The sequence below is a fragment of the Streptomyces sp. PH10-H1 genome (assembly GCF_030063355.1).
Lineage (GTDB): Bacteria > Actinomycetota > Actinomycetes > Streptomycetales > Streptomycetaceae > Actinacidiphila.
The window spans coordinates 1-1,367 of the sequence record NZ_JASISZ010000208.1; the positions used below are offsets into that span (position 1 = coordinate 1).

Consider the following 1,367-nt stretch of genomic DNA (forward strand, 5'->3'; position numbering starts at 1 on the left):
CACGGCTATTTCAAGATCCGTGCGGGAGTCCGAGGAGGTCGAACGGGCGGTGCATGGCGCGTCCGGCCCAGCGGGTGGCTTCGGTGATGGCGGTGCGTCCGGCGAGGCGGTGTGCGCCGATGGCGAGGTTGCGCAGGGCGGCCATGACGCGTGGGCCTGAAGCGGTGCGCACGCGGGAGGCGTCCTCGGCGTAGAGCGTGTCCCGTAGGAAGTGCAGCACCTCCAGCTGCCACTGGCCCGAGCACAAGCGCGCGAGTTCGGCGGCCCCGGCCCGCTCGGCACTGGCACTGGTGACGCCCAGGACCGCTACCGCGCTCACCAGCTTCCCGTCCAGGTCGCTCACGTAGCGTTCACACAGGAAGACCTGGCTGACGTGCGGGAACGGCAGACCGTCCGGGGCGGGCAGGTGCTGCATCGTGCGCCGCACGCTGCGACCGTGCCCGCGCACGGTCTCCTCGTGACCGACCGGCACTGCGCCCCAGTCCAGTGCGTCCAACGCCGCGAACAGCCTGGGCTGGTTGCCCTTCACCTGGAATACGAAGTCCGCGCCGAGGCCGTGCAGCACCCGGGCATGCCTGCGCTGCGTGTGCAGAGCGTCCGCGGTGAACACCACCCCCTTCACCTGCGCCCCCAACTGGTCCAGCAACTCGTAGAAGGCCGGGATCTCGTTGCTCTTCCGGCTCATCTGCACCTGCCCGAGCACCAGTTGACGGTCGTGCTCCATGAACGCCAGCAGCCGCACGGCCTTCCCGTCCTGGTCCTTCGCGCCCCGAAGCGCCTTGCCGTCCGCCGCCCACGCCGTCAGCCCGGGCCCATCGCCCGCCGGTCCACACCGTGACTCCCGGGCGGCCTCCTCCAGCAGCCAGTTCCCGACCGCCCGGTCCACCGCCCCGGCGTCCGCGCCGGTCACCACCCGCCAGATCGTGCTCCCGGACGGCGGACCCTGCGCCGGTTCCACGGCTCCGAGCTGCCGATACAGCTCCTGGCACCACGACGGGGGCACGTCCGAGACCCAGCTCGCGATCCCGGCGAAGGACCGCATCCCCGCCGCCACCGCCCCGGCCGCCAACGCGAGCACCGCCGGCACCGGATACAACCGCCCCCGCTCCTGCCGACCGTCCCCGACCTGCCCCAACCACGCCAGCAGGCCCCTCAGCACATCCGGCGTCGCCCGCACCGGCAACTCCGCCGACACCAGCCCTCCGAACGCGGACAGCAAGGCATCAGGGATGGCAGACTCGACCAGCAACGGAGCTCCGGTAGACATGAGTTGGTGTGAGAACCCTCGTCCTACCGGAGCTCTGTCCTGCTCAGCGCGCCGACACGCCGCGCGTCACCCACCCACCGTCGATCTTGAAACGGCCGTG

At 71.3% G+C, this 1,367-nt stretch carries 1 protein-coding gene; it reads right to left on the reverse strand.

Features of this window, described 5'->3' with window-relative positions; translation table 11 throughout:
• Positions 1-10: 10 nt before the first annotated feature.
• On the reverse strand, positions 11-1,267 hold the full coding sequence (locus QMK24_RS41235) for an ISAs1 family transposase (RefSeq protein ID WP_283472048.1): 1,257 nt from the start codon (positions 1,265-1,267) through the stop codon (positions 11-13).
• Between the last annotated feature and the right edge of the window lie 100 nt (positions 1,268-1,367).

What these genes read in the sequence shown, in the direction of transcription:
- QMK24_RS41235 (WP_283472048.1), bottom strand. Translation starts at nt 1,267, where the DNA reads ATGTCTACCGGAGCTCCGTTGCTGGTCGAGTCTGCCATCCCTGATGCC.